At 38.0% G+C, this 21,791-nt stretch carries 19 protein-coding genes, 1 tRNA gene and 1 riboswitch; of the genes, 1 reads left to right on the top strand and 19 read right to left on the bottom strand.

Annotated features, from left to right (window positions below; translation table 11 throughout):
- Positions 1-298: 298 nt before the first annotated feature.
- Positions 299-2,068: an Rqc2 family fibronectin-binding protein gene (locus A3KS_RS0114425; protein ID WP_026395506.1), complete on the top strand. Its 1,770-nt coding sequence runs from the start codon at positions 299-301 to the stop codon at positions 2,066-2,068.
- A 1-nt stretch (position 2,069) separates the two neighbouring features.
- Here the strand turns inward: A3KS_RS0114425 and A3KS_RS0114420 are convergent, their stop codons facing one another.
- The 19 genes from A3KS_RS0114420 to A3KS_RS22765 form a co-directional block, all read right to left on the bottom strand.
- Positions 2,070-2,987 carry an RluA family pseudouridine synthase gene (locus A3KS_RS0114420; RefSeq protein WP_026395505.1) on the bottom strand — a complete coding sequence of 306 codons (918 nt, stop codon included), beginning with the start codon at positions 2,985-2,987 and terminating at the stop codon, positions 2,070-2,072.
- A gap of 19 nt (positions 2,988-3,006) precedes the next feature.
- Positions 3,007-3,744: a YlmH family RNA-binding protein gene (locus A3KS_RS0114415; RefSeq protein WP_026395504.1), complete on the bottom strand. Its 738-nt coding sequence runs from the start codon at positions 3,742-3,744 to the stop codon at positions 3,007-3,009.
- A 38-nt stretch (positions 3,745-3,782) separates the two neighbouring features.
- On the bottom strand, positions 3,783-4,052 hold the full coding sequence (locus A3KS_RS24305) for a YggT family protein (protein WP_051355910.1): 270 nt from the start codon (positions 4,050-4,052) through the stop codon (positions 3,783-3,785).
- A 7-nt stretch (positions 4,053-4,059) separates the two neighbouring features.
- Positions 4,060-4,548 carry a cell division protein SepF gene (locus tag A3KS_RS0114405; RefSeq protein ID WP_026395503.1) on the bottom strand — a complete coding sequence of 163 codons (489 nt, stop codon included), beginning with the start codon at positions 4,546-4,548 and terminating at the stop codon, positions 4,060-4,062.
- A gap of 14 nt (positions 4,549-4,562) precedes the next feature.
- Positions 4,563-5,210 carry a YggS family pyridoxal phosphate-dependent enzyme gene (locus A3KS_RS0114400; protein WP_026395502.1) on the bottom strand — a complete coding sequence of 216 codons (648 nt, stop codon included), beginning with the start codon at positions 5,208-5,210 and terminating at the stop codon, positions 4,563-4,565.
- A gap of 14 nt (positions 5,211-5,224) precedes the next feature.
- Positions 5,225-6,340 (bottom strand): hypothetical protein, encoded by a 1,116-nt coding sequence (locus A3KS_RS0114395; RefSeq protein WP_026395501.1) that lies wholly within the window; start codon positions 6,338-6,340, stop codon positions 5,225-5,227.
- 142 nt (positions 6,341-6,482) lie between these two features.
- Positions 6,483-6,559 (bottom strand) — tRNA-Pro (locus A3KS_RS0114390).
- A 130-nt stretch (positions 6,560-6,689) separates the two neighbouring features.
- Complete coding sequence (locus A3KS_RS0114380) at positions 6,690-7,160, bottom strand: SoxR reducing system RseC family protein (protein WP_026395500.1); 471 nt, start codon at positions 7,158-7,160, stop codon at positions 6,690-6,692.
- Entirely contained in the window at positions 7,160-8,929 is a 1,770-nt protein-coding gene (aspS, locus tag A3KS_RS0114375; protein ID WP_026395499.1) for an aspartate--tRNA ligase, read from the bottom strand. Before aspS ends, A3KS_RS0114380 begins: the two co-directional genes overlap by 1 nt.
- A gap of 226 nt (positions 8,930-9,155) precedes the next feature.
- On the bottom strand, positions 9,156-10,160 hold the full coding sequence (locus A3KS_RS0114370; RefSeq protein WP_051355909.1) for a glycoside hydrolase family 5 protein: 1,005 nt from the start codon (positions 10,158-10,160) through the stop codon (positions 9,156-9,158).
- A gap of 103 nt (positions 10,161-10,263) precedes the next feature.
- The gene (locus A3KS_RS21410; RefSeq protein WP_051355908.1) at positions 10,264-12,645 is read right to left on the bottom strand and encodes a glycosyltransferase family 2 protein; all 2,382 of its coding nucleotides are present in this window, start codon (positions 12,643-12,645) and stop codon (positions 10,264-10,266) included.
- 18 nt (positions 12,646-12,663) lie between these two features.
- On the bottom strand, positions 12,664-13,911 hold the full coding sequence (locus A3KS_RS0114360; protein WP_026395497.1) for an alginate O-acetyltransferase AlgX-related protein: 1,248 nt from the start codon (positions 13,909-13,911) through the stop codon (positions 12,664-12,666).
- A gap of 49 nt (positions 13,912-13,960) precedes the next feature.
- A complete protein-coding gene (locus A3KS_RS0114355; RefSeq protein ID WP_278247316.1) occupies positions 13,961-15,286 on the bottom strand; it encodes an MBOAT family O-acyltransferase in 1,326 nt (441 codons plus the stop codon).
- Between the two features lie 102 nt (positions 15,287-15,388).
- Positions 15,389-15,562 (bottom strand): hypothetical protein, encoded by a 174-nt coding sequence (locus A3KS_RS23575; RefSeq protein WP_156913299.1) that lies wholly within the window; start codon positions 15,560-15,562, stop codon positions 15,389-15,391.
- A gap of 18 nt (positions 15,563-15,580) precedes the next feature.
- Positions 15,581-17,197: a CotH kinase family protein gene (locus tag A3KS_RS0114345; RefSeq protein ID WP_026395495.1), complete on the bottom strand. Its 1,617-nt coding sequence runs from the start codon at positions 17,195-17,197 to the stop codon at positions 15,581-15,583.
- A gap of 11 nt (positions 17,198-17,208) precedes the next feature.
- Positions 17,209-17,889 carry a DUF4956 domain-containing protein gene (locus tag A3KS_RS0114340; RefSeq protein ID WP_026395494.1) on the bottom strand — a complete coding sequence of 227 codons (681 nt, stop codon included), beginning with the start codon at positions 17,887-17,889 and terminating at the stop codon, positions 17,209-17,211.
- A gap of 34 nt (positions 17,890-17,923) precedes the next feature.
- Positions 17,924-18,466 (bottom strand): hypothetical protein, encoded by a 543-nt coding sequence (locus tag A3KS_RS0114335; RefSeq protein WP_026395493.1) that lies wholly within the window; start codon positions 18,464-18,466, stop codon positions 17,924-17,926.
- A gap of 34 nt (positions 18,467-18,500) precedes the next feature.
- Entirely contained in the window at positions 18,501-19,178 is a 678-nt protein-coding gene (locus tag A3KS_RS0114330) for a DUF4956 domain-containing protein (RefSeq protein ID WP_026395492.1), read from the bottom strand.
- 69 nt (positions 19,179-19,247) lie between these two features.
- Entirely contained in the window at positions 19,248-21,320 is a 2,073-nt protein-coding gene (locus tag A3KS_RS22765) for a VTC domain-containing protein (RefSeq protein WP_051355907.1), read from the bottom strand.
- 292 nt (positions 21,321-21,612) lie between these two features.
- A riboswitch (cyclic di-GMP riboswitch) is annotated at positions 21,613-21,707 on the bottom strand.
- Between the last annotated feature and the right edge of the window lie 84 nt (positions 21,708-21,791).

The raw sequence follows: 21,791 nt of genomic DNA, 5'->3' as shown, positions 1-21,791 counted from the left end.
ACCGACAGTATGGCAACAACCTCGCATATGAGTATTCGATGCTTGCCAAACATAAGCTGCCCGAAGCTACTAATCTTCAGTACGAAAGGCAAGCGATACAGCTTGTGAGTTTGCAGTACAACTGATGGCTGGGAGACAGTCTTTCAATGTAGTCATGCTACAGGAGCATACAGCCTTAATTCAGATAGATCCTTATTCCATATCTCTATTATCCAGGAATAGGGTTCAATATCCAAGTGATTTAAAAAACTAACTAAACACTTTGTGTTTAAATTTATTATACGAGGAGCATTACTATATGGCTTATGATGGCGTTACCCTGTATCACTTAATAGAAGAATTTAAAACCCTCTTAATTGGAGGTCGCATACGAAAAATCTATCAACCGGAAATCGATGAAATCCGACTTTTGGTTAACCTGGGAAATCAAAAACATCATGTCTTGCTCTCGGCCAACGCCAGCAATCCGCGCGCCTACATGACTGAAAAGATCAAAGAGAATCCCAGTGCACCACCCAGTTTTTGCATGGTATTGCGGAAATATATTCTCAATGGTACGATTGTTGACATCACCCAGCACGAAACGGATCGTGTCATGGAAATATCGATTTCGTCAAAAAATGATTTTAATGAAACGGTTGTCCGAAAATTGCTGGTTGAAATAATGGGTCGCAACAGCAATATTATCCTGGTTGACGAATCGATGAAAATCCTTGATTCGATGAAAAAAGTAGGTTCGACTTCCAGCCGTTACCGTCAGATCCTTCCTGGTCGTGACTATATTTATCCCCCAGAAAATAACCGTCATGGATTTTTCAATATCGAAACCGAAAAATTCAATGCGCTGTTAGCCAATTATGGTGAAGCAACGGTGGAAAAGTTCTTTATTCAGGCTTTTTTGGGTATCAGCCCTAACATTGGTAAAGAGGTTGCTTTCCGAAGTGGCATCGATCCAAATTACCGCGTAGCCGACCTCTCCAAAAAGCAAAAACAATTTTTATGGGAAGGATTTATTCAGGTTATTACCGAGATTGAACAGCAAGCTGAACCGGTTATTATCTATCTTGGTCGAAAAATAGTGGATTTTTCGACTGTCGACCTCCATTATTTGCGGGCCGATCATCGGAGTGAATCCTACCCATCTATTTCAGAGATGCTCGAAGCTTATTATTTTAAACGCGATAAAGCCCTGCGCTTCAAAACACGGTCGGCCAATCTTCGTCAGCAGCTTGATATACTGGTTAAAAAAAATATTAAAAAGCTGGATAACCTCCATCAGGATATGGACGCATCTCACAAAAGCGAGAAGTTTAAGCTTTACGGCGATTTAATCACCGCCAATATCTATGCCATTGAAAAAGGTCAGGAAATTGCAACACTGATTAACTATTATGATCCCGACTGTCAGACTATTGATATTCCCCTAAAAGTCAACCGAACCCCGGCCCAGAATGCTCAACACTACTATAAAAAATATAACAAAAGCAAAATAGCCCTGAAACATCTGGTCGGCTATATTTTAGAAACTGAAGAAAAAGTTTATTATCTGGAGAGCCTGGTCAACAGCCTGGATCAGTCCACTGAGTTGGCCGAACTGGATGAAATTCGTCACGAATTTCTCCATTCCGAATTTAATAAAAAAGCACTTTCTAAAGAAGACAAGAAAAAACAGACACCTTCACAGCCCCTGCATTTTATTTCATCTGAAGGGTTCCATATTTTTGTTGGCAAGAACAATTATCAGAATGATTTTATCTCCACAAAAATGGGTAAAAGCGAAGACTGCTGGCTTCATGTCAAAGATGCCCCTGGTTCCCACGTACTGATTGTGGCAGGCGGACGCTTCATCACCGAGAAGACCCTCCTGGAAGCAGGTAATCTGGCCGCCTGGTACAGCAAATCACGAGGCTCCAGCAATGTTCCTGTTGACTATCTTGAGTTTAAGTACCTGAAGAAACCAAACAAGGCAAAACCAGGTATGGTTATTTTCACCAACCAAAACACCATGTATGTAACCCCAACACAGGATGGAGTTGAAGCAATGGAAGCCATCATCCATTCAATTTAGCCTATTTTAAATTTTTCAATATTGATTTAAACTCAGGCGGAACCGGAACTCTAAACACAAGCCGCTGACCGGTTCTGGGATGGCTAAAACCCAGAGTATGAGCATGGAGACATTGACCAGTAGTTTTAAAGGGGTTATTCTTGTCTCCTTTGCCATACAATGGATCTCCTGCCAGCGGATGACCTATTTTTTCCATATGCACCCTAATTTGGTGGGTCCGACCGGTTTCCAGCTGAAAACGGAGTAAGGTATACTGAGCATATCGCTTAACTACTTCAAAATGCGTAATCGCCGATTTTGAGTTTTTTTCCACCACTGCCATTTTTATCCTGAGCTGTTCATGTCTGCCAATGGGCATATCCACCGTGCCACGGTTGGGTTTGACATTACCCTTTACCAGACCATAATACTGTCTGAGGATACTATGCTCCTTAAGCTGCTCGGACAAACTTCGGTGCGCGATGTCATTCTTGGCAATCATCAACAATCCCGAGGTATCCTTATCGATCCGATGAATGATCCCTGGTCGCATCACCCCATTAATATTTGACAGATTCTTTGTATGATAAAGCAACCCATTAACAAGGGTCCCGCTGTTGTTCCCCGGCGCCGGATGAACAACCATCCCCTGAGGCTTATTAACGATGATGACATCATCATCTTCATAAACAATGGCAAGCGGTATGTCTTCTGCTTCCATGTGACACGGTACTGGTTCCGGAATCATCAAGGTGATTGTCTCCCCTGGTTTAACATGATAACTGGCTTTCTTTTTCTGCCCGTTAACCAAAACATCCCCGGTTGAAATTAGTCGCTTAACATATTCTCTTGAATAATCCCCCGGCAAAGCGCAACAAAAATGATCCAGTCGTTGCTCGATTTTTTCAGGCACAATATATTCATTACGTTCTTTAGTCATTTAACCCTCCCTTAATCAGTTATATATATCGGTCCACTTCTAAACGAATGTTGCCTTTTTTTGTCCGCTCATCCATATCAATTATTTTTGCCTTGCCTTTTCCTCGCAATGAAATAATGTCACCAGATTTCAACCGGAAATCATTTTTATTGATCTCTGTATAGTTCACCCGTACCTTACCCTGTTTGATTAAAACTAGGCTATTCTGTCTAGAAAACCCCCATATTTTATTAATGATCCCATCAAGCCGGTTCGAAGCAACCACTATTGATATCCGTTTGAAATTTTTTTCAAAACTCTGAATCTGCTGATAATTTTTGATCGTTGTTTTTATTTCTCGGCCTTTTACCTGAGTTAAATTGATCCACAAAAAATCCTGTAGTCGTTGATGAGCAATAATCTGTACCTGATTTTCGCCTACATCAATATCACCAATACTCTCCCGGGTTATCCCCAGATGCATCAGTTCCCCCAGCACGTTGCGATGATCAATGGAAATCGTTTTTTCGAATTCGATGGCAAAAATAGGCCATTCCAGATCCTCTGACGATATATAATCCGGATAAATACATAACATCTTTCGCTCTGCATCCGGGTGTCCTCCAAAAAATAGATAAGGGACACCACTATACTTAATGGCGTCCGCTATTTTTTGTTGAAACACTTCATCATAAAAATCAAAGAATCGGGGTTCAAAATTTTTATCGCACGCATCAGCTATGCGTGATAATAAAAAAATATCTTTTTTATCTGTCATAAGACATCCCTTCAACATGTTAATACTTGAATTAATTTTTAGAAAATAAACATTACGACCATTTTATAAAGCGGAAACAGCACAATCTGCATTAACAGAATGGCGGCAAATGCTGATAAATCCAATGGTCCAATGATTGTAAATCGTCGTAATGGCGACAAAATCGGTTCAGTTAAGCCATAAATGGTCTTAACGAAAATATTATTTGGATCAGGATTCACCCAACTGAAAATTATGTTGACAAAAATTAACAGTGTGACCAATTCAAACAATAAATTACCCGCTTGTATAAGAATTCCCTGGATCATAAACGACCTATTCCATATCCTCATCCCACTCTAAAATCGGGGCGTTAAAATCCAAATCATCGTGTTGAGGATTGGTTAAAACAGCGACCGCTTTGGGAGCTAAAATGAATACATTATCGGCAATTTTGTTAATTGATCCATCTAAAGCAAATAGAGCGCCACTTAAAAAATCAAAAATCTTGCGACCATTTTCATAATCGGTATTTTTCAAATTCAAAACTACAGTCTTATTGTTCCGAATTTTATTACAAATACTTGGAGCATCTTTAAAAACTTCAGGTTCCAACACTAAAACTTCTGGACCATCGTCAAGGGATAATTCACTTCGTCTTGAAGGAGTTGTTTTCTTTGCTTTTGGCGCACTGAAGGCACTTTTTGTATCTTCGACATCGTCGTCATAAACATCTTCTTCGTAAATCTCGTCATATCCATCCTCATTGTCTACTTCCATGCCAAAAACCTTAATAATTTTATCCTTAAATTTTTCTGCTGCCATTGTATATCTCCTAACTAACTAAATATTTTGCGTCCAACTCTTATCATATTGGAGCCTTCTTCTATTGCAATGGTATAATCATCAGTCATACCCATGGACAGATAATTCATCTGAATCGTCGCATCCACAGATTCCTCTTTTATTTTATCATAAATTCTTTTTAATTCCACAAAAATCTCACGAATCGTGTTATTATTTTCGGTTAATGGTCCCATTGCCATCAATCCTTTGACACGGACAAACTGATATCCAGGCAATGCTTTTAAAATAAAATCCAGATTTTCAGCAAGAATTCCTGACTTGCTGTCTTCCCGGGCTAAATTTAATTGGAGCAATACATCGGTGACGATTCCCTGTTTTTTACTTTCACGTTCAATTACATCAATTAATTCAATTGAGTCAACCGAATGGATCAGAAATGTTTTTCCAATAATATATTTCACCTTATTTTTTTGCAAATGTCCAATGAAATGCCACCGGGGACGATCGCCTAAAACCTCGTGCTTTTTTAGAAAATCCTGAACCTTACTTTCGCCGAGATCATTGACACCAGCATCCAGCACCGCTTTGGTATCTTCTAAACTCTGATATTTTGAAACCGCGACAAGTGTAACATGATCGGGAATTTCTGATTTAATTCGACTAATATTTTCTGAAATCACTCTTTTTCACATCCTTAAGGATAAATACTGATGCGCATCCCGCTGCTTAAGTTTGGATTATTCACAGTTCTTAAGACCGCATTGCCATTGTTATACTTTTCGACAACAACCGGCAGGGAATCACTGAAGTAGCCTTTTGTAACTGTATCAATCATTGTTTCTTCATCTTTTTGATAAATGGCACTTTTGGGTATTTCATAAGCGCTATAGTCCTGAATATAAATATCCGACTTGCCAATTACCACCTCAGAAAAATCATTGACGTAATCCTTAAGCATCAGTACAGCGATTTTCTGGTTACCTTCATCGACAACATCAACAAAGTAACCAGAGTAAACTTTATCTTCATATTCAAATCGCAGCTTGGGAAAATAGTAAAGCTGATCGACCCGCTTGATTAAAAACTCATAATAATCCTGGTTTATGCCACTATCAGCTGTACCCATCAATTCCGTTTTAAGGGTTACTACCTCATCTTCGCCCATAATAGTCATGTCACTGGGGATGGAAAAGGCAACATAAATATGGTCATTATTGACAACTTTTAAGAGCCCCTCTGATTCCTGATCGACTTTGCTGGCCGTTTTTAAAAACGTTGTATTGATATATGGGAGCATACTCTCACTTAAGGCTTTTTCAACCGGCTGTATGGATGTGTATACATAGCCACTGGAGAGCAGACCCAATTCGTTTAGGGCAATATTTCTGGTCTCTCCACCAAGCAGTCCCACCAGGGTTTGTCGCTTTTGTTGGAGAGCTGCCAAATCAAGTCCCATATATTGGACTGATTCGATTAAGAATTTTTTTCGTTCCCGTTCAGTTTCGCCAATTTGGTTGGTAATACTTGAAATCCCCCGATAGTTGGACACGATGTCGCCAACTATCCGGCTCCAATTGTTATAATACTCTTCTTTTATAATTGTGTCAATTACTGCGATTTGCTCATTTAAATAATCTGTATTGACAACCTTAGCTGTATTAGTCAATGGTTTATAACCATTGGCTTTTTCACCCTCCAGCAGGGAAAGATCACCCGCCTGGAAATCATCTATGACCCGATAATCAATATCTTTAAAAAAATACATCTCTGTTTTATACGACTCGGTATACTCTTTTTTTTCGAGCAGCATGCTCATGTTACCTCGATAACTCGAAATAAAAATTATTGCTACAATAAAAAAAAAACGATGCCAACAACAATTTTTCTCAAAGAATTGACTCGTCTATTATTTTTTCTTTTAATTTGTCCCATATTTTCACCTTAATAAAAAATGGTCTGAGTGAGAGGATTTGAACCTCCGGCCTCTTGACCCCCAGTCAAGCGCGCTACCAAGCTGCGCTACACCCAGACAGTAAATATATTATAATGATAAATGAAGGATTAATCAAGCTTTTTTTTATTTAATTCATTTAAACCCATTAAAATATATAAATATTTAAGGGTATCTGCGTCAAAAACCCGCAGATACCACATATTATTTAATTTCCCATGCGTTTTTCCATGGGTGTGGCAATGGTTTCTGCTTTTTCTACGACAGCGATGATTACCGGTTGATATTTGCTGTTAAATCGACCCTGCCGATCGAAATAACGGATCACCAGATAAGCAACTGCAGTCAGCGCAATGCCTGTTAAAAACGAAGTTAGAACCTGATCCCAGCCAATGTTTAACGCTCCAACCAGATAATATACGACACAGCTTCCTAGAATAAAAGCCAGCAACGGTATACCGTACATGATAAATGCGGCCACAAAGACATTGGCAAATTGCATCTCGACCTCAACCGTTTCACCGCTATGAGCATTAATGGAGTTTTTAGCTATTGTCAACATCACTGACTGATCTTTGCTAACATGACAGGCTCCGCAATCACCGCAAGCTGAATTACGTTTGATCTCAACTTCCGCATTATTTCCCTTGAGCGCTTTAACTGTTCCTATTTCTTTCATTACAATTCATCCACAGAGATGCCCAGATCGATGAGTTGATCCAGACTGGCGCTGGCTGGCGCATCCATCATCAGACAACCATGATTTTGAGTTTTCGGGAAAGCAATTACGTCGCGGATATTATCATTATCAGTGAGCAGCATCACCAGACGATCTAAACCAAATGCCAGTCCACCATGAGGCGGTGTTCCATATTTAAGGGCTTCCAGTAAAAATCCAAATTGCTCCCATGCTGATTCCTGGGTAAAGCCCAGTGCTGTAAATACTTTTTCCTGAATATCCTGGTTGTGGATACGAATGCTTCCACCTCCCAGTTCGACTCCGTTTACAACCATATCATAGGCGTCCGCCCGGACTTTTAGCAGATCTGTTTCCAAATACTGTAAGTCTTCAGCCAGTGGCATGGTAAAGGGGTGATGCTTAGCAGTATATCGGCCGGCTTCGGGATCATACTCCAGTAACGGAAAATCAGTTACCCAGAGGAAATTATATTGGTCTTTGAAGTCATATTCCAGTTTACGTGCCAATTCCAGTCGCAATTGACCCAAAGCATTACAAACTATTTCGTTGGTATCAGCGATAATGAAGATTAAATCACCTGGTTTGGCATCAGTTTTTTCAAAAATTGCTGCTTTTTCTTCTTCTGAAATAAATTTCAGGATTGGCGATTTCATCTCCTCTTCGGAAACATCGATCCAGGCTAAACCTTTGGCCTTATAAATTTTAGCGAAATTCTCCAGACCTTTAATGCCTTTTTTACTTAATTTATCTTGAGCGCCTTTGGCATTGATAGCTCGTACACTTCCACCTTTTTTTACCGCACCGGAAAATACTTTGAATTCAGAGTTCTCAACAATTTCTGACAAATCAATCAATTTTAATCCGAACCGGGTGTCGGGCTTATCCGAACCATATTGATCCATTGCTTCCTGGTAAGTCATTCTTACCATCGGTGTTTGGACCTCAACCCCTTTGATTTCTTTCATGATTTTTGCTATCATTTCTTCGTTAATGCCAATGATATCATCTTTATCAATAAAAGACATTTCCATATCGATTTGGGTAAACTCCGGCTGGCGATCCTGTCTTAAATCTTCATCACGGAAGCATTTGGCAATCTGATAATAACGGTCAACGCCAGAAATCATGAGAATCTGTTTGTATAGCTGCGGTGATTGGGGCAGTCCAAAGAATTTCCCTTTTTGTACCCGGGATGGGACCAGAAAATCTCTGGCTCCCTCCGGGGTTGGTTTGGCCAGCATTGGTGTTTCAACTTCTAAAAAACCTTTTTCATTCAGGAAATTTCTGGCAATAGCAGCTGCCTGATGCCGGGTTCTCAGAATCTTCTGATATTTCGGTTTTCTCAGATCAAGGTACCGATATTTAAGTCGCACTGCTTCATTGGTCTGATCGTTATCTTCGATATAAATCGGTGGCGTTTCTGACGAATCGAGGATTTTTATTTCCATGATCTCGACTTCGATTTCACCGGTTGGGATATTTTGATTGACATTTTCTGGACTTCGTAAAACGACCTTGCCTTTAACCGACAAAACATATTCGTTTCGGACCTTTTCTGCAATTTCAAAGGCTTCAGGTCGTTCTTCATTGACAACAAGCTGAATTTTACCGGAGCGGTCTCTTAAATCAATAAAAAGTNCCCCGCCGAGATTCCGACGATTATCCGCCCAGCCGGCCAGTTCAACTACCTGACCAACGTTACTTGCTTGTAATTCTCCACACATGGTATTTCTATAATAAGTATTCATTCTACCTCCGATGTATATAGTTATTTATTTTATCTTCTTAACCTTTATATTATAATGAAGAACTTGGGATGATGTCAAGAAAGAAAACAGAAAAACAGCGCTGAAAGGTAGACTTCTTAATGTTTCTATATTTCATTATAATATTTGTTGATAACTGCAAATGTTATAGTAAACTGGCATTGACAATTCCTATGCTCCTTAACTATTTTTGATAACGTCAATGCTCTCACTCTTCCACAAGTATTCTGACGATTTCTGGCTGTTCCCATTGTCCAGTATCTCTGTCTAAAAGTGCAAAATCGCTTCCGTTATCCCACCAAATATAGGCAATCCCATAGTTTTTTGCACTTTGTGCATAATATTGCACCCAATCAACTCGTGCTTCTAAATTCTGTTTATTTGTACAGCCAAATTCAGTTAAAATGACCGGTATTCCTTTTTTAATGAATTTTTCATTCAACTGTGTAAATGCTTCATCAATTTCCTTTGTATCCTCCACATTCAGTTCACTCCACTCGTCTGTGCCTTCATCATTTTGACAAAACTGATACGGACTATACATATGTACGGAAACAATAAGATGTTCTCCTAAAACAGTCAAACTTTCCAGTGCCTCCGAAAAACTACTTGTTGCATAAGCACCAATCAGCAAATAACGTTTTTCATTTCCTTCAATCGAGCGAACGGTCTCAATAAATACCGAATTTAAGCGATTGACCAGCTCACGCATTTCCGTTGTTCCAGCTGTCCATTCAACATCGCTATCTCTTAAACGGGGTTCATTCATTCCTTCAAATAGCAGACGCTCATCATAGTCTTTAAAACGGATCGCAATCTGCTGCCAAACTTTGGTCAGTTTTTCAGCGATTTGCGTTTCATTTTTGACTTGCAAATCCAACCAGCTTTCGTGATGGGTATCAATAATAACAAACAAGCCCTCTTCAAGAGCCATATCCACAACTGCCTGAACCCGATCCATCCACACCTCGGAAATATCTCCATTTGAATTGAGATGATCTTCCCAAGTTACCGGAATGCGAACGGTTTGAAAGCCTGCTTGATAAATTGCCTGGAAGTGTTTTTTTTCAATTGGCGGATTTCCCCAAAACGTTTCATAGTCCAATTCTTTTGCCGCCGGTTTATAGGTCCACAAATTTGTTGCATCTAGAGAATTGCCAAGATTAACGCCATTTCCCATTCGCGCTACAAAACGCAATTCTTCGTTTTTCATGAAAGCACACCCGCTAATTGTCAAAAGAATTGTTGTTATTGTCATGCAACAAAGAACATTTCGCATTATTCGATTCATGGTTATTTATTCCTTTTCAATTATTCTAAACTAAACTATTTTCATCAAACACTGCTTCTGTTTTTTTCATTTTTTTCTTTTGGGCACTCATTTTATAATGCACATCCTGTTTTTGTATCGCGATCGTATTGATATTACGAAGCCATTGCACAAGTTTTTCATTTTTTTGTGGATCTGTTATGATCTCATCAATATTCTCGACCAGATACAATTTTTTTCCATTTTGCAGTTTAGATTCATAGCAACAATTAAAATAAATCCCATTAACAATTTCAACAACGATTTGCTTTGGCATAAGAGCCTCGTCAAAACTCGCATAACAATAGTTAAAGTCACACAGCTTCAGCTTTCCTTTGAAAGAAAAGTCACTCATCTCTTTTTCATCATTTTTATCCTTCACATAATAGTTAACGGTTGTATCTAAGGCTATTCTAGGATATTTTCTCTTTTGAAAAAAAGGTGCCGCCACACGTTTTTTTGTGTTGATTTTCAAATCTTCAAAACTGCCGCTGTCTTTTTTTATCTCAGTTGGCAAAACCGGTATCCGATCATAAATCATTTGCAAGTACTCGTTATAGGTATCTTTATAATCCAGAATTTTCATCGAATAATTCCACTGTTTGCCAATTTGATTTACAAACACGATCCGCGTCTTTAGTTCGGCATAATAGTTTTCGCTTCTTAAGCTGACATCAACCTCCGCTTCCGCCTCAAGATAATACGGCTTATTAAGCAATATCGAAACACCCGTTTCAGAAATATCACGGATAACCCCTTTCATTTTTTGAATGCCATTATCAATCTCACTCTCCATCTCCACTAAAACACGCTCTGCTTTTCGATAGGGGATCCGTCCATCGACAAAAAACAAGGACATTACCAACAAAAATAAATTATTGATTAACCAGAACAGAACAACAATCGGTCCAAAGGAATTGCTGTCAAACATGATCCGCACACAATTAATAATGCCAATTACCGATAATACAATCAGAATCAGAAATGGGATAATATGAACCAGATTTTTCCCTTTTGAATTCTGGGCACCCTTTTTATCCGTTACTTTGAACTTTTTCATCGTTATCCCGAAACTTTCCAGTACAACCGGTAATAACATAAACGGAAATAATACTGTCTCATAAATACTTGTCCACTTAGTCGTTCGAATATTCTGACTAAGCATTCTTAGGCTAATGTTACTGCTAATATACATTGGCAGCCAGAACAGCAATACCTGTGGAAGCGTACATTTAAAGACCATGAAGCCAAAAGTTGCATACATAATTGGTGCCAGAATATAGATAATACGCTTTATTGGCGCATACCAATACCACATTGACGCCCAATAATTCAGTTTTTGAGCGAAAGAAAGCTCTTTCGTTGTGAAAAAATGCATCTTTCTACTTGTTGCTATCACTCCTCGGGCCCAACGAACCCTCTGTTGAACTAATCCCTGCAAATCAGTTGCAGACATGCCTGATGCCAAAGGCTCGCCAATACCCAAACTGACATAACCTTTTTTTTGAATCAGAATTCCCGTTGCGAAATCTTCGGTAATTGCTTCTGTATAAAAACCACCTACATCATTCAATGCTTCTCTGGATAGCACTGTATTTGAGCCGCCATAAATTACACTGTTGGTCTTTGTTCGGGCGACCTGAATGTCTTTATAAAAATAGTCCTGTTCATTTGGAATGCGTCCTTCTGAAAATAAATTAAACTGAAATAAGTCCGGGTTGTAAAAACTTTGTGGCGATTGTACAAAACCCAATTTTATCTGGTCTTGCGGTTTTCGGCCTTCATTTTTTATTTCACAATCAACATAAAAGGGGATTGTTTTCATTAAAAAATCACTTTTCGGAATCATGTCAGCATCAAATGTAACGACATAAGGTGAATTTGAATGGGCCAACGCGTTATTCAGATTGCCGGCTTTAGCCCCTTCGTTATCTGGCCGATCCAGATAGTTTATCCCCATTTGCTCCGCTAGTTCCCGCATTTCCGGCCGACGGTTATCTTCACATAAATAAATATGGACTTTTTTCTTATCCGGATATTCCATGTATTTGCAGCCATTAATTGTTTTATATAAAAGCTCGCAGTCTTCACTGTAGGTCGCAATAAAAACATCCACTTCCGGAAAACGTTCCTGTGGCACTTCCGGTAACGGGTTATCACTGACGGAATACATGTTAGCGTAATGAACAAAGGCTTCAACCATCCCCAGCGCCTCGACAATTAATAAAGCCACACCAGCAATAATCGAAATAGTGCCATAACCAATCGGGATTGTAAAAAAGATCCGCCAGATCAAGTATAGAATACTGAAAAACATATTTAAGAGAAACCAGATTTTCCCTTTCCATTCATGCAAAAGTAAGCTGGTTTTTTTATTCACTTTTTTCACTGCTTCCCTCCTCGTAAACTATGGTTCTTTGAAATAATTGAAGGCATTGTTGTTGATATTATAAGGGTAGACTTCAATAATTATATAATCATATTTATTTTCTACAATACTTTTTTCTACATCTAATTGATGAGTATCCTCGAGTGACCAAATCGCGTCAATCTCACTACACATCGGCATCATAAAAGAAATAACCGGTGAAAAATAGGAATCACGAATCATAAAGATCTTGGCCCCATCAGGATTGTTTTCATTTAGTATTTTTTCATAAATACATAAACCATTCAAGTATAAGGAATACTGTGAATCCGTATACAAATCAGTATTTTCAGTTAGAACCTCCGTGTCCATTAGAGCCTCAACAAAGCTGCCTTCTTTTTTAACAATATTCCCATTTTCAAACATGCTCTCTCTTTTAAATGATCCCTCATATTTGGGCCATAAAGCGGTAAAATCTTCAATTCCACAGAAATTAGCGCCGGTTTTTCTGCCCATCGAGCCAAGCATTCCTGAATAATAAGTTACCTGATCATAATTATCGATATTCGAATAATAATTATTTGGATCTAAGTTTTCACCAAAACTTTCATTAATTTTGTTCTTTATTGCATCAGTCGCGTAAAAAGCTGCGGGAATTGTCCAATGATGATCGGTCTTAAAAAATGTTTCCTCGTAAGATATTTGATCACCAGGCAAAAACTCCCGCATATCCAACGTTTCAATTCCCATCCGATTTAGATAAAACAGCATTTCATCGACAACCGGATTGGGATCATTTACTGGCATCCCTGTTCCGAATTCGGTCAATTTCTTATCATACTTGCTGGGCGGAATAACAAACAGAACTTTCGTCCCATTCTTTTCAACATAATCCTGTAAGCGCTTGACCCGCAATGCATAGTCAAATAATTGTGTATCAGCCTCCCTGTAAAAAGTCGCATAATGCAAATAACCTTCTTCATCTTTAATATATGTAAAGTTATTACATTCTTTTTTGTTAAGCAAGACCTGTATAAAACCGTAGGTTTCGATAAAATTCACTCTTCCTAATAAATTTTCGTTGATTGTTGTCTCAATTAAAGCGACTGCTTCACTTGGAAGATATTCCTCATGATTTAATTTTTCTGTTATTTTTTCCTTTATCAGCTGATAATTTTCTAGTCCATTTATAATTGAAAAAGAAAAAATCGTCCCTAAGAATATCAGAGCAAATAAGCGTTTTTTTAAAAAGTATTTTTTTTTTATTTTTCTTTCATCCATACTCATTGTTGATTCATGCCAAGTACCTGGCAACCCCTCTTTGTTGATATTGACATTAAAAATTAAAATAAATAAACGGATTATAGGTTCCACTGGCCAAATAACTAACTGAAATAATCAAGATTAGAAACATAATGATTGGGTAACACAAGGTGTATGCTTTATTAACTAATGAATTAACATTCCCATAAATCATTTCATTCATTTTTCGGGCAACTGGGGTTGAAAAAACCAGTCCCAGCAATAAAAATACCCAGTTTTCATGAATCAGCATGACTGCCAAATCACTGTAAAAACCGTTATTGTTCATCCCTAGCATATTGATAAAGAAGCGCCCGGCCTGATACAAATCGTCCGATCGAAAGATAACCCAACCGGCATTAACAACCATCAGCGTATAAAAGTGTTTGATAAAACGACTCTTAATTTTTTCGGGATACTCAAAAAAACGTTCAGCTAACTGAAAAACAAAATAGTAAAGGCCCCAGAAAATAAATGTCCAGTTTGCGCCATGCCAAATACCAGTGCACAGCCAAACGATAAACATGTTTCTGACCATAAGATCCTGGTTATTGACGCGACTTCCACCCAGCGGGAAATATACATACTCTCTGAACCAGTCGGTCAGGGAAATATGCCACCGCTTCCAGAAGTCTGAAATTGATGTGGCGATATAAGGATAATTAAAATTTTCTCCAAATTTAAAGCCAAAACATAAGGCTAAGCCAATAGCCATATCCGAGTATGCCGAGAAATCAAAATAAATCTGCAGCGTATAAGAAATACTTCCCAACCAAGCTAAGGTCGCCGGAACCGCCACTTTTTCTGTCCCAATCGCCGACCATTGAAAAACATTATCGGCGATCGCGGCAAAACTGTTGCTTAACAGCACTTTCTTACCTAATCCCGTTGTGAAACGGCATAGTCCCAGTGCCACCATATCAAACGATGATTTTCGATTGCGGATTTGATCTGCTATTGTGCTATATTGAATAATCGGTCCGGCAATCAGCTGCGGAAAAAAAGCGATATAAAGACCGACATAAAAAGGATTCTCCGATTTAGTCTTTCCCCAATAAACGTCAATAACATATGAAAGGGCCTGAAAGGTATAGAATGAAATACCAATTGGTAACGGTAAATCTAAGGTTCCCGCTTGAATCAGACCGAGAGTTTCTAAAATAAAGCCGGAATATTTAAAGACTATAAGCGCACTTAAATTAATTATCACTGCAACGGCCACGACGGTTTTCTTTTGCTTTCGCCCCTTTAACCGCTCAACCAGATAGCCCATCAATGAGTTGAATATGATCGATCCAATCATTAAAAAGACATAGACTGGTTCACCCCAGGCGTAAAAGATAAGACTTACCAGTAACAACAAAATATTTTGAAGCATTCTTGAGAAAGAGAGTAAAAAATAAAGCAAAAAAACCGCCGGAAGAAAATAAAATAAAAATACAATACTTGAAAATAACATTTTCTATTTTCTATCCTCTTTTCTCATTTTTACATAGATCAGGAAGACACTCAGTGCGGTGATTATACAGATCCCTCGAAGTCCCCAGAGAATTAACGGCTCATGCAGGATTTCGAAAAAATAGTGTCTTTCAGCAACCATGTCTGATGTGATGATAAGACCAAGACTTATTATCATTACTACTGCTCCTCAATATTATTTTTGTCGATTGATTATAATTGATGGCACCAAAAACAGGATCATCACAATTAAAAACAACAATTCATTTTCACTCTTCAACGAAGTATCACAGTCTGCCAGGTCATAGAGTTTTGGTATCTCAATTGAAATTGCTGTTCCATGCTTATGCAAATAGGTGCGGATATTGTACAATTCCTGATCATAATTATCATTGAATCGACTGATCGTGGCATTGTCTTTTTCATAATCCTGAAGATAATAATTATGCATATTTGTAAAAGAACCATCTTCATAATCCGCTTTCCAACGAGTCCATTCTCTTACTCTTGCCGACTTTAAATAATTGACTGCTTCATCCATCACTTCAAAGACATGCTCTTTAGATAGAACCCCTTTGCGCAACTGTGCATAGCGTTTTTTTAGTGCATCAATAAATTTCTTATCCTTGGCCAGTTGTGTAAAAATCGGCTTTGTCTGAAATGCCAGAGTATCTGGATCCATTTCGTCCATAAAATAATTGTTCATTGCCTGGTCAAAATCCCATACCGGCCCAACATGCAGTTTTCCGCCCGTATCTTTAAACATATAGGTTGAGTGTTCGCCGGCATCATAATTACCAAAATACTCATTAATTAAAAAATAGTCGACATAGGTATCCAGCTCAATATAGCGATCATAAGTTCTTAAAACTGATGCGTTTTGAGAATAAATCACCTGTTCTGTTTTTGAAAAATCTTCCTGAATATAGTTTTTGCTTGCTTCCGTCAACTTTGCTTCTGACGGATATTTGACCCCAACCCACTCAGGCGAATAGCCATTTAAGCGGCTATATGTCTCCAGCATCACATCAAATGCGGTAAAGCGGTCGCGTCTGATAATATAACTCGTATAGCCATTCTTTTCATTATACGATTCAATATCAATTCGATCTTCGCCGCGGGATACCGTTTCCATCAGCAGATAAACACCACCATATTCGTAACGGCCATTCTTTTCAATCAACACTTCACAAAATCGCGAATCCGGAGCCATTTCATTGCCGCCAATTTCGGATGCAATCCGATATGGCAAATAATTACGGATCATACTCTTATCAGCCATACTACCATTAAGAATCCATTCATTTCCCTGTCCCATTCCCAATATATCAGCATCATTGCTGATCCCATCAGATATTTCCGTTTTCATCAGATACTGCGATTTATCGTAAGTAAAGGAGGTATGACCGCGTTTTTTAATTTTTAAATTACTCTGATAAACAACCTGATCGGTTAAATACTTTTGCTCTTTATCCGAATCGATAATCTTAATGCTGCCATTTGTATAGGGAATTGCTTGCTCATCAACCATTTCCTGACTATCAACAAAACGCTTGTACTCCGACAATTCCCCATCGATAGTCAGGATAACAATCGGCAGATTTGTATGAAACCCTTCTTTGACAGAAAAATCGTCATTGATATAAGCTAGTGGATCCTCTGTCGATTCATCGGCTTTCAAACTGCAATAGCCACTTTTTTTCAGATCTCCTTCTTGTTGATTGACGACATTGCGAATGATTTCCACCGCACAAAGCAGCAGTACACACACTATCGCCAGAATTATTAACCCCCCTCTGTTTCTCTGTGACATATTGTTATCTCCTATTGCCTGATCTCATCTTCTTGCCTGATAACTTTTACCGAGTGGACACCTTGTATCCTAAAAAGGACTTCTTCAAGGGATTTATTGACCATTTCGACTTTTTCAAGCATTCCAGCCGACACTTCATAAAAATATTCATCACGATTTTCCTGAACTGCTTTATTTTCAAAGCGTAATAGCTCTTTCCCTTCAAACATTGCCGAAATGGTATTGACTAACATCTCAGTTGCTTCTTGATTAAACTTGATTATCACTAAGAAACGGTCATAGTTTTTGATTGAACCTGACAGCAACAGACCTAAACAGATAACAAAGTTACCGATCGCTGCAATCCAATATTCTGAATTGCCGCACAAAATTCCTGCCGCGATTGACCACAGTAAAAAAACAATATCTCTTGAATCCCTTATCACTGTACGAAAACGGACAATTGATAAAGCGCCAATTAATCCAATTGACACCGTCGGATTACCTTGAATTACTGCCATCATGAATGTAACTACAAAAATTATAATGATCAGCGAACTGCTAAAATGTTTGCTGTACAATGTTCCTGAATGCGTTTTAAGATAGGTCATATAAATCAGAACGCTGATTATTGCCGCAGCCAGAAAATTCAAAAGAATATCCATTAATGGAAGGACTGTTGCTATCAAAAGATTGCTTGTTTGTTCACCCATGTTAATCCTTTCAAAACCTTAAAAAACACATTGATCATGACTCCAATGGCTCCATTTCACACAAATCAGCATAGGTATGGAATAACCGTTGCTTAGCCATTTTTCTTTTCCCATAGACAGCTCCGGTTATTGTCATAAATAGTGCAATGATACTGGCTAAGCAGATATCCTGGTAAATACGGAAATAGATTAAGCCACCAATGATAAAACCACCAATCACCGCCGTAAAAACATACATTTTTTTTAAGATAAAATTCTGTATTTTAATCTGCCGCATGATGGATGCCAGAATGATCGATAGTAAATACAAAAGACAGACCCCAACAAATGTGAATATCACAAAAATGGACATCTGAATAATCAGATTGGTGGTCATCTCATCAGCAATCTTAATTCCAATCATTCCACAAAAGCAACCTGATGCAAAAAGTGTAAAGGCCTGTAAATACTTATAACCGACAAAACACAACAATATCCCTGCAACTAATAACAACAACACCAACAGAAAATTCAATGTATTCTGGGAAAAAAGAGAATCACCGCTTAATTCCGGTAATTTGATCAGTAGCTTGTCCACATTCTACTCCTTAAATAATCTATTTAATTGCAATTTATTGATTAATTTCATCATTCTGACAAACTAGATTGACGCTATTGACACCCTCCAGTTGATAGAGATTTTCGGCAATATTAACGTCTTTTGCATACGTTTTTATGATTTGCTGTGATAATTCATATATAAATTCAACACTTTGGCTCGTAGAGTTTCTGACTTTTAACATAGCTTTTCCTGCATAAGCAGCATTAATCAGTTCTTCAATTTCCTTGCTTTGTTCACGATTTGCTCTTATCACCAAAAGATAGCGTTCATTATTCTGGATTTTTCCAAAAAAAAGCATCACCATAAAAATGATCAGTGTCCCAATTAAGGCTATGATATATTCTGAAACGCCACAACAGATTCCGCCTGCTATACTCCAAAAGATGTAGGCCGTATCTCTTGGATCTTTTATTGCTGTTCGAAACCGAACAATCGAAAGGGCGCCAACCATCCCAAGTGAAAGCGCAATATTATTGCCAATAACACTCATCACCAGCGTCGTAATTAAAGTTAACATTAGCAACGAAATGTTAAATCGGACACTATACACTGCTCTTAAATGAGAAATCCGATAGGATACAAAAATCATGATACTGAGTACAACTGCGATGAAAAAATTAAGAAAGACTTCCTGCAAAGTCAGTACACTTGAATTTAACACCAAATAATTATATAATTCTTCTCTCATTCATCACTTCTCCTTTTCTATCTGATATGTTTTTTCCAGATTCAAAATTCTTACTGATTCTCGTCTTCTTTATACAAACAAAGCATATTTCCCATGCCCAACACTTCTTCCCAGGTAATATTTGCCATATGAAACCTGAGTTTTCTGACAGGAGTCAAGTAAATCCTTGACATAGGAAAGCAAAAAGTTGTTATACTTGACTTCTAGTGTCACATCGTCACAATGACTGACCGGATAACCGTTAAAAGATTCCCTAAAAAGATCATAACTGCTTTCAGACGCATAAATATTTGAATCAATCGTGATACGCGTATCATTTTCTGGTACAATGAATGCTTTTCGCTGATACTCGACCATGCATTTCGGAACATAGCTCCCAGTGACCAAATCATGATATAATTCCTGAGCAAAGGGATGGGGATTTTTAAAAAGTTCGTCATAATTTCCCAAAATCATCTGCTTGGCCGTTTCTCTGGAAATATTCAGGGTCCGCTTGCACTGGTTATCACCATGTTTTTCCTTTTTTTCAAGTTTTACCAGCTCATCATCCGGTGAATAAACCCGAAGTCTGATTTTTTTTCGCATCAGCAGACCATCTTCTTTTTCGTAATAATCCCGGTCATCGACCGAATCAAAGTACAGAGAGCGAACCAAATAGCCCTCAGTTCCATTATGTGAATCGGCAAACAGAAGGCTGCCTAGTTTATTCGACAAGACAATCGCCTTATATAAAGAGATCAGAAATTTTTTTTCAGTTCGTATGACGCGAATCAGCCGATCTTTAGATGCCAATTCAATGATTGTCTGCGAGTGTTTGTTTTTATTCTCTGAGGTTTCAAACGTACGCTGTTCAGATGGATAATGCGCATCTTCCGAAATACGTTTGGTTTCTGAACTTACACTTTTTTCAAATGCTTCTTCATCTGCTAAAAGCACCGAATCATCTTCGCAAACGCCGTCGGACCAGGGTTCTGATTTAAAAACAGACTCCCCATCATCAGGAATTATTTCCGCTGCCGGTGATTCAGATTCCGATGGCTTTTCTTTATCCTTAACCACCTCTTCCTGATTAATCGCCTGGTTCAGTGGCGGCGACGATTGTTTTATTTCATCCTCACCCATTTGTTTAAGAAATAGGGGCATATCTTCAGGCTGGTCTTTTTCATCCTCCTCTATTTGCTGAAGAACTTTTTTGCTGACCGGACTTTTCTTGTCCGACATTTTTATTTCTTTCTCTTCTACTGGCTGGAAATAGGCCCTCAGATCGGTTTTTTGGTTTGTTCTTTTCTGATCAAGTTGCTTTAATGCCAGATCAATTTCCCGATAAATTGAAGCCAGTTTTTCTTCTGCCCGCTGCGTTTCACTCTGACGATCAACCAGTTTCTTTTTTTCTTCGTTACTCATTAAAAGAATCTTCTGGTATTCATTCTCCACTTCACTGATCTTATGTTTTTCGTTATTTAATTTTTTTTCGGCTTTTTCAATTTGATCTAGCAGTGTTATATTTTTCTGGACCGATTTGTCATAACGCCTTTCGCTGAGCTTACATTTCTTTTCTGTCTCTTCAAGCTCCAAGCGCACCCTTTGATGTAGATTGTTTAATGCCTGTACGTGGTTTTCTTTATTTGCTAATGCAGTCTCAAGAATACCCAGTTTTTTCTCAGCTGTCTGAAATGACTCAGACCAGTTCTGGTCGCGCGCATTAACGAGTTCCATGATTTCATCTATCTTCGTACTGATTTCCTCGATTCTTTGCGATAGATGCTTTTTATCTCTGCTAAGCTGCTTCTCTGATGTGACTGTAGAATTTCTACTTACCATATTTTTATTAAGTATCTCAATTGATTCAGTATTTCTTGCTATGGTCTTTTTTAAATCGTTGATATGATCAATTATTATCTTATGCTCTTTATTAGAAGTTTCACCACTAACGCTCCGGTTCATTATCTCATATGATCTTCCCAAAACCTTCTTACATCTAATACTCCTGTCAATATTATTATCAACGTGTTTACTTCCAACCAGTTTATCTTTGTTTCGTTTTATTTTTTTTGCATCAGTATTGGAGAAAATAATTTTTACTCGATGTACAAGTATAAACTGAGTTAGAACTTTTTTATTGTTTTCTTCGTTTTTTACCATTTTATAAGCCCCACTCTCTTATGAAACCATTTATCTCAAATTACTGCTTAAAATTCTATAATAAGGTTTTATTATTCCTTTAAAAACCGTTATTTGCTTGCCAAAAATAACCTGTCGCCTATTTTTCTAATTAATATTATATAACAAGGTAAAAACCACCTGTCACAGTGATAAACCGCTATTCCTATCGCATAATCCCAAAATTAAGATCCCCATTTATCAAGGGCGCACAGCTTCTTAGAAGACATTTGATCGAGAACATGCCTTGAAAACAAAAAAAACTACCAAAATTAATGGTAGCTTGACTATCATAGTTTACTAAATTCTGCAAACCTTAGATTCTATGCTTTGCGTCCCCAACTTTCGCTGAATTTGCCCTTGTCGCTTCTATTTAACTGTCTTAAGAAATTATTAGTAGTAGTATATCAAACTTTTTTACATAAAGTCAATGTACTTATAATCGCCTAAAGT

This window comes from Acetobacterium malicum subsp. dehalogenans DSM 11527 (assembly GCF_000472665.1).
Taxonomy (GTDB): domain Bacteria; phylum Bacillota; class Clostridia; order Eubacteriales; family Eubacteriaceae; genus Acetobacterium; species Acetobacterium malicum.
The sequence above is the reverse complement of the archived record's forward strand: the minus strand, read 5'-3'. Positions and strand labels throughout refer to the sequence as shown.

Coding starts and splice junctions, on each gene's coding strand:
- A3KS_RS0114415 (WP_026395504.1), bottom strand. CDS start 3,744: ATGACAGATAAAAAAGATATTTTTTTATTATCACGCATAGCTGATGCG.
- A3KS_RS23575 (WP_156913299.1), bottom strand. CDS start 15,562: ATGATAATAAGTCTTGGTCTTATCATCACATCAGACATGGTTGCTGAA.
- A3KS_RS0114370 (WP_051355909.1), bottom strand. CDS start 10,160: ATGAAAAACGAAGAATTGCGTTTTGTAGCGCGAATGGGAAATGGCGTT.
- A3KS_RS0114395 (WP_026395501.1), bottom strand. CDS start 6,340: ATGCTGCTCGAAAAAAAAGAGTATACCGAGTCGTATAAAACAGAGATG.
- A3KS_RS0114425 (WP_026395506.1), top strand. CDS start 299: ATGGCTTATGATGGCGTTACCCTGTATCACTTAATAGAAGAATTTAAA.
- A3KS_RS0114380 (WP_026395500.1), bottom strand. CDS start 7,160: ATGAAAGAAATAGGAACAGTTAAAGCGCTCAAGGGAAATAATGCGGAA.
- A3KS_RS0114420 (WP_026395505.1), bottom strand. CDS start 2,987: ATGACTAAAGAACGTAATGAATATATTGTGCCTGAAAAAATCGAGCAA.
- A3KS_RS24305 (WP_051355910.1), bottom strand. CDS start 4,052: ATGATCCAGGGAATTCTTATACAAGCGGGTAATTTATTGTTTGAATTG.
- A3KS_RS0114345 (WP_026395495.1), bottom strand. CDS start 17,197: ATGTCACAGAGAAACAGAGGGGGGTTAATAATTCTGGCGATAGTGTGT.
- A3KS_RS0114330 (WP_026395492.1), bottom strand. CDS start 19,178: ATGAGAGAAGAATTATATAATTATTTGGTGTTAAATTCAAGTGTACTG.
- A3KS_RS0114405 (WP_026395503.1), bottom strand. CDS start 4,548: ATGGCAGCAGAAAAATTTAAGGATAAAATTATTAAGGTTTTTGGCATG.
- A3KS_RS0114360 (WP_026395497.1), bottom strand. CDS start 13,911: ATGAGTATGGATGAAAGAAAAATAAAAAAAAAATACTTTTTAAAAAAA.
- A3KS_RS22765 (WP_051355907.1), bottom strand. CDS start 21,320: ATGGTAAAAAACGAAGAAAACAATAAAAAAGTTCTAACTCAGTTTATA.
- A3KS_RS0114340 (WP_026395494.1), bottom strand. CDS start 17,889: ATGGGTGAACAAACAAGCAATCTTTTGATAGCAACAGTCCTTCCATTA.